We start from the raw sequence: 5,412 nt of genomic DNA, 5'->3' as shown, positions 1-5,412 counted from the left end.
GGCCCAAGGCAGCATCGATCTCCGTCAAGCCGACGCGGCTTTGGTCAAGGAGGGCTTCGGCCTGCGAAAGCTCGAAGGCTATGGTGCTGCCCTCTGGATCATGCTCGTCGTCCACATTGGAGTCCTGGCGTGCACGGCTCACCGAGGTGATGTCACTGCGCAGCGCGTTCAGCAGCTTCCGTTTGCGGTCCCGCTCCTCCTCAAGGAGGACGCGGAACCGCTCGGTGTCCGTCATGGATGGATCAGAGCTCCACGGTCCCGCTCTCGCCCACGCTGAATCTGGAATTGGTGACCTTGGACTTGACCCACTGCAGCACAGTAGCGGCGGTCCCGCCCGGGCTGGACCAATACTCTGCCGAATCCGAGTCAACATGGAGCAGGCAGACCTCGGGAGTATCGGGCCCCTCCGGATACCAAGCCTCAACCACTTGGTTCCACATGTCCCGGATCTTCTGGCGGTCGGTGATAACCTCGGCTGTACCAGCCACCGAAACCCACTCAGTGTTCTTGCCGAAAGAAACGTTGACTCTGGGATCCTGCCTCACATGCGCAACCTGCGAGGTGTCCAGCCCTGTAAAGAACCACATGTCGCCGTCGTCCTGGACTTCCTGAACGGCCAGCGGGCGGCTGACCAGTGCGCCGTCTTCGTTGATGGTGGTCAGCATTCCGATCTTGGAGTCGTTGATAATCTCCGTCACCTTGGTGATGCTTTGCTCGTCGGCCATGCTTGCCTCCCTTTTCTGCGTGCCGGGGAATTTCCCCAAGCCGCCAGCCTAATAGTAAGACTACTGATTTACTAGGCGGCCAAGGAATGTCGCAAAACGGTCAGGAATCACGGGCCCACGGGAAATCGGGAATCTTGCCGGTCCCCCGACCGTTCTTCCTGGTAATGACAGCCGACGGCGTCATGCCTGCCCTGAGGGGTATGCAATGGGACTGGAAGTTTGGGGACTGCCATGACGTTGAATGAAACAATTGCCCACCTCCGTGCCGCGCACCTGATGGTCCGTGACACGCAGGAATGGGATGGCCTTACCACGGCACTGGGGTCCGCCTACGAAGCCAGGGACGAGGACCTGATTGAACTCCTGAAGCCACAGTATCTCCAGTCGTGGCGCACCGTGACGGGCAATGTCCTCAGGGACACTTTTGACGCGGCAGGCATTGCGGTAGCCGATCCCGACCACCCCTGGGGTATCGCCACGCTCACTGCCAACGGACTCAGCGCAGAGCCATTGTTGTGCTCTGTTGGCGACAGTAAGGGGGAACCGGTCACCGCCGGCGTGGAGACCATAAGGCTGCTCACCTTCGCCGAGACCATGAACCACTACGCCGAATGCCTGGCACCTTTCTTCGAGGAACAGGCCCAGCAACCACACTGAAGATTCATACGGCGGCACAACGGAACACCGACGCTACCACCCTCCCGCAGGCTCATTAAGCAAGGCCTGGAGCCGGGAGCCCACTGATATGCCCCTGTGTATGGCCGGGTGTGGCTATCACCCGTAATCCGCGGGTGAGCTGTCCATCAGAAGCCTCTTAGATCTCTCCACCAAGGACCATGACACCGGATTCCCCTTCGCCGGCCCACACAGCAACTCCCGTCGTCCTGGTCAGGATGTCATCCAGACCGCCGAGGTGGTCAGGATGCGCATGCGTGAGCACGACGTCCGAGTCGTCGCCCCAGCCTGCACCAACGTTCTGCAAACAGTGTGCGATGTCCTCCAGATCCCGGTTCATGGCTGTCGGCTTGCCGGCGGGCCGTCAATGACCCTCGGGATGTATTCGAGCAGTTGAGACCGGCCATCGAAGGTCCTGCTATCCACCAGTTCCAGTGCAACGTCGGGGTAGCCATCAAAGATGCGCTCACTACCGGTTTTCCCGGTGATCACGGGAAAGATCACCAGTCGGTATCTATCCACCAGTCCGGCAGTCAGTAAGGAACGGCACAAGCTCAAACTGCCCAGCGTGCTCAACGTGCCCGTCCGAGTCCTTTTCAGTTCGCGTACGGCTTCCACGGCGTCACCGGGAATAAGTTCTGAGTTGGGCCACGCCAGGGGTTCCTTCACGGTGGACGAAAAGATGATCTTGGGCATGGCGGCCAGCCCGGTCAAGCTGGCCCCCTCTTCCTCCGAGAAACCCGAACTGTCTGAAGAAGCCTGATCAGACATGCTGGACATGACCCGATACGTGGTGGCACCCATCAACAAGGTGACGTCCTTCTTGCCCTCTTCCTCAAGCCATGCCAGGTACTCAGGACCTTCAAGGCCCCACCACCCGGGCCATCCCTCCGCGGAGGCGTAGCCGTCCAGGGAGATGATCAGGTCCACCATCAGGGTTGCCGATGGCTCGCTTGGTGTTGACTGGCTCATGCGGCTGCCTCCTCGGAACTGCCGTGCGGAGCCATGCTAGCCCCGCGGCAAAGAGCCATTCAAGAGGTTCGTGTTTATAGGACCAGGAGCGCAAACCCGCCAAGCGTGCTCAAGATGCCGACTCCGGTGAGGATCCAGCCCAGAATCAACACTGTGTGATCGAACCTGGGTGGTTGAAGCGAACACCGGGAAGGATGGCAGGGGTCGTAATGGACCACCACCGCCCGGGGCTCATAGCTTCCGTCAGCGGCGGGGACGTCCAACAGGACTTTGCGTTCCTCGTGGTCCTGGTCAACCCAGTGAAGGCCCATGAATCCTCCGGCGGCGAATCGCTCACCGTCCGCAGTGACCCACACGCATCGGCGTTTGGCGATGATCCAGGCACTGATCAGCAAAGGCACACCCGGGACGAACCCCACCCAGGACATCATTTCCAGGATGGGGCCAAGAACGTCCACGGAACCGGCCATACGGTTGATCCTATGTGGTGGAGGCCGATGTCCGGCAGGTATGAAGCAGACGGTTAGAGGTTTCGGTCCACCCGGGAACGCCACAGCAGATAGACGAAGTACGGCGCGCCTACCAAAGCCGTCATGATGCCTGCCGGAATCTGTGCCGGCGCAATGACCGTGCGGCCGATTACGTCCGCGAAAACCACGGTGCAGGCGCCGATGAGGGCGGCCACGGGAAGGACCCGGGAGTGCCTCGCCCCCACCAGGGTGCGGGCAGCGTGGGGTGCCACCAATCCCACGAACGCGATCACACCCACGGATGAAACAGCACCCGCGGTCAAGAGCACAGCAACCGAGAGCAGGAGCAGGCGGGATCCGGAGAGCCTGATGCCCAGCACGCGGGGAGAGTCGTCGTCCACGGCTATGAGGTCCAGATCCCGTCGCATTCCCGCCAGCACCGGCAAGGACACCAGCAAGGCGAGGAGCGGCGGCAGGACTGAGGCGAAGTTGCGGCCGTAGGTGGAGCCGGACAACCATGTCAGCGCCTTCGTCTGGTTGAACGGGTCCGTGCTCACCAGCAGGACGGTAATCATTGCCGCCAATGCCGCGGACACACCGATGCCGATCAATACGAGGCGGTTCTGTTGCAGTCCTCCGCGGAAGGCCAGGCCAAAGACCAGCAGTGCGGACAACGCAGCGCCCCCTAGCGCGGAGCCGGTAATGACCCACGAACCCGCCGCCGGGACAGTGGTGATGACAATGATTGCGGCCAGGCCACCGCCGCCGGAGACGCCCAGGATGCCGGGCTCGGCCAAGGAATTCCGGGAAACCGCCTGAATCAGCGCACCGGCAAGGGCCAGGGCCGCTCCGGCAAGTACGGCAGCCAGGACCCGTGGCATGCGGGTGCCCAGCACGGCGCTGACACGGTTCCCGGACTGGCCCGTGAGCCAATTGACCAGATCACCGAGCAGGAGTTTCGCATCACCCAGCAACGCTCCGGCCACCAGCAAGCCAGTAAGGAGGACCAGAAGCCCGATCAGCACGGTAAGGAAGAACCGCCGTGAACGAAGCCTTGCCAGGGCATCACCGGCAACACTCAAGCCTGCGTCGGACATCTTCAGGGCCAAAATCACCAGGAAAACGGCACCGAAGACTGTAGTAACTGCCCCGGTGGGGACTTCGACGCCGGCTTGGGCACCGAAAAGACCACGAACCAGGACGTCAGCTCCGATGACCACTAGGGCACCGGCCAGACCGGAGATTGGCAGCAGCGCCCGGTGCCGTCCCAGTCCGCGGAAACGGGAAGCCAGGAGCCTCACGATCGCAGGAGCGCAGAGGCCCACGAAACCAATGGGTCCTGCGATGGTTACCGCTGCGGCGGACAGGACTACTGCGAGTACGACGGCGCCAACCCGGCCCAGGCGCGGATCCGCGCCTGCCAGCCTCGAAGCATCGTCGCCCAAGCCAAGCAGATCCATCCTCCGTGCCAGAAGGAAAAGGCCGGCGATGGCCAGGAGCACTATCGGCGTGAACTGGAACAGCTCATCGGTTCGTGACTGGGCCAGGCTGCCTTGGCCCCAGGCGTAGAGTCCGGTGGTTTCCTGGCTGAACAACAGCAACAGGGCGCTGGTGGCCGAATGCAGGCCGAGGGCCAGTGCTGTTCCGGCCAGCACCAACCTGATGGGACCGCCGTTGCCGTTGGCTCCCCCGCCGGATAACGCCAGCACCAGGAGCGCCGCAGCCAGTCCGCCCACAAAGGCAATGCCGCCGGACAGCAGCGCAGGCAGTGTCAACCCGAAAGCCGCTACTGCCACGATGGCAAAGTGGGCTCCGGCATTGACCGCCAAGGTGTCCGGGGAAGCAAGGACGTTGCGGGTGGCCGACTGCAGTGCTGCACCGGCCACCCCCAACGCGATGCCGACCAACAGGCCGGCGAAAAGCCGCGGTACCCGCGAAGCGACCAACACTGCGGTTTCCTGGTCTGTTCCGCCTCCGGTGAGCAGCCCCAACAGCTGGAAAGGGCCGACGTCGGCCGTTCCTTGCGTGAGGTGGATCATCGAAAACAGGGCCAGGATAACAATTCCGGCGCCGGCTGCCAGGACGGGGCCGGAGCGCCGGCGGACACCTTGCCCGGTTGGCGTGGCAGGTACGGGAGCACCCGCCACGGCCGCGGGAACGGTCGTGACGGGCCTCTTCACGGTGTCGGTCATTCGGATGGTATTACTTGGTGAGGGACGCGACGATGGCGTCGACGTACTGGGTCATGGAGGCAGGGCCGCCGAACATCCAGATGCCGTCGGTCAGGCGGTGCACCTTGCCGGCCGAGACGAACGGAAGCGACTTCCACACCGCATTGTCAGCCAACTGCTCGGTGAAATCGCCATCGGCGTTGTTGGTGATGTAGACGAAGTGGTCGGCGTTGACGGCGGTCAGGCCTTCGACGTCGGTGGAGCCCAGCCCATAGGCCGGATCGCCTTCAACCGTCCAGGGGTTCACAAGGCCCAACTCAGTGTTGATGTCAGCCAGCAGTGAACCCTTGGTGAAGGGACGGATGGAGACCTTGCCGTCAGCAACCCAGCCGTCTGCGA

General features: G+C 62.6%; 7 protein-coding genes and 1 pseudogene. 1 reads left to right on the top strand and 7 read right to left on the bottom strand.

Features of this window, described 5'->3' with window-relative positions:
- Both HP499_RS20250 and HP499_RS20245 read right to left on the bottom strand, forming a co-directional pair.
- Positions 1-235, bottom strand: a 235-nt coding sequence (locus HP499_RS20250; RefSeq protein ID WP_172325933.1) for a molecular chaperone DnaK, incomplete at its 3' end; no start/stop codon positions are given.
- A 7-nt stretch (positions 236-242) separates the two neighbouring features.
- A complete protein-coding gene (locus HP499_RS20245) occupies positions 243-725 on the bottom strand; it encodes a pyridoxamine 5'-phosphate oxidase family protein (protein ID WP_172325932.1) in 483 nt (160 codons plus the stop codon).
- Between the two features lie 231 nt (positions 726-956).
- Here HP499_RS20245 and HP499_RS20240 point away from each other — a divergent pair, with 231 nt between their 5' ends.
- Complete coding sequence (locus HP499_RS20240; RefSeq protein WP_253951718.1) at positions 957-1,382, top strand: hypothetical protein; 426 nt, start codon at positions 957-959, stop codon at positions 1,380-1,382.
- Between the two features lie 157 nt (positions 1,383-1,539).
- Here the strand turns inward: HP499_RS20240 and HP499_RS20235 are convergent, their stop codons facing one another.
- The 5 genes and pseudogenes from HP499_RS20235 to HP499_RS20215 all read right to left on the bottom strand — a co-directional run.
- On the bottom strand, positions 1,540-1,740 hold the full coding sequence (locus HP499_RS20235) for an MBL fold metallo-hydrolase (protein ID WP_172325930.1): 201 nt from the start codon (positions 1,738-1,740) through the stop codon (positions 1,540-1,542).
- Positions 1,737-2,372 carry a dihydrofolate reductase family protein gene (locus HP499_RS20230; protein ID WP_172325929.1) on the bottom strand — a complete coding sequence of 212 codons (636 nt, stop codon included), beginning with the start codon at positions 2,370-2,372 and terminating at the stop codon, positions 1,737-1,739. Before HP499_RS20230 ends, HP499_RS20235 begins: the two co-directional genes overlap by 4 nt.
- Positions 2,373-2,446: 74 nt before the next feature.
- A complete protein-coding gene (locus HP499_RS20225; protein ID WP_172325928.1) occupies positions 2,447-2,842 on the bottom strand; it encodes a hypothetical protein in 396 nt (131 codons plus the stop codon).
- Between the two features lie 53 nt (positions 2,843-2,895).
- Positions 2,896-5,034 (bottom strand): iron ABC transporter permease, encoded by a 2,139-nt coding sequence (locus HP499_RS20220; RefSeq protein WP_172325927.1) that lies wholly within the window; start codon positions 5,032-5,034, stop codon positions 2,896-2,898.
- Between the two features lie 10 nt (positions 5,035-5,044).
- Positions 5,045-5,412, bottom strand: a pseudogene (locus tag HP499_RS20215) (iron-siderophore ABC transporter substrate-binding protein); the annotation flags it as partial.

Origin of the sequence: Paenarthrobacter sp. CM16 (assembly GCF_013179505.1) — a bacterium.
Taxonomy (GTDB): Bacteria; Actinomycetota; Actinomycetes; order Actinomycetales; family Micrococcaceae; genus Arthrobacter.
Note: the sequence above shows the minus strand (reverse complement) of the source record. Positions and strands in the feature narration are given on the sequence as shown.

What these genes read in the sequence shown, in the direction of transcription:
- HP499_RS20245 (WP_172325932.1), bottom strand. Translation starts at nt 725, where the DNA reads ATGGCCGACGAGCAAAGCATCACCAAGGTGACGGAGATTATCAACGAC.
- HP499_RS20240 (WP_253951718.1), top strand. Translation starts at nt 957, where the DNA reads ATGACGTTGAATGAAACAATTGCCCACCTCCGTGCCGCGCACCTGATG.
- HP499_RS20235 (WP_172325930.1), bottom strand. Translation starts at nt 1,740, where the DNA reads ATGAACCGGGATCTGGAGGACATCGCACACTGTTTGCAGAACGTTGGT.
- HP499_RS20230 (WP_172325929.1), bottom strand. Translation starts at nt 2,372, where the DNA reads ATGAGCCAGTCAACACCAAGCGAGCCATCGGCAACCCTGATGGTGGAC.
- HP499_RS20225 (WP_172325928.1), bottom strand. Translation starts at nt 2,842, where the DNA reads ATGGCCGGTTCCGTGGACGTTCTTGGCCCCATCCTGGAAATGATGTCC.
- HP499_RS20220 (WP_172325927.1), bottom strand. Translation starts at nt 5,034, where the DNA reads ATGACCGACACCGTGAAGAGGCCCGTCACGACCGTTCCCGCGGCCGTG.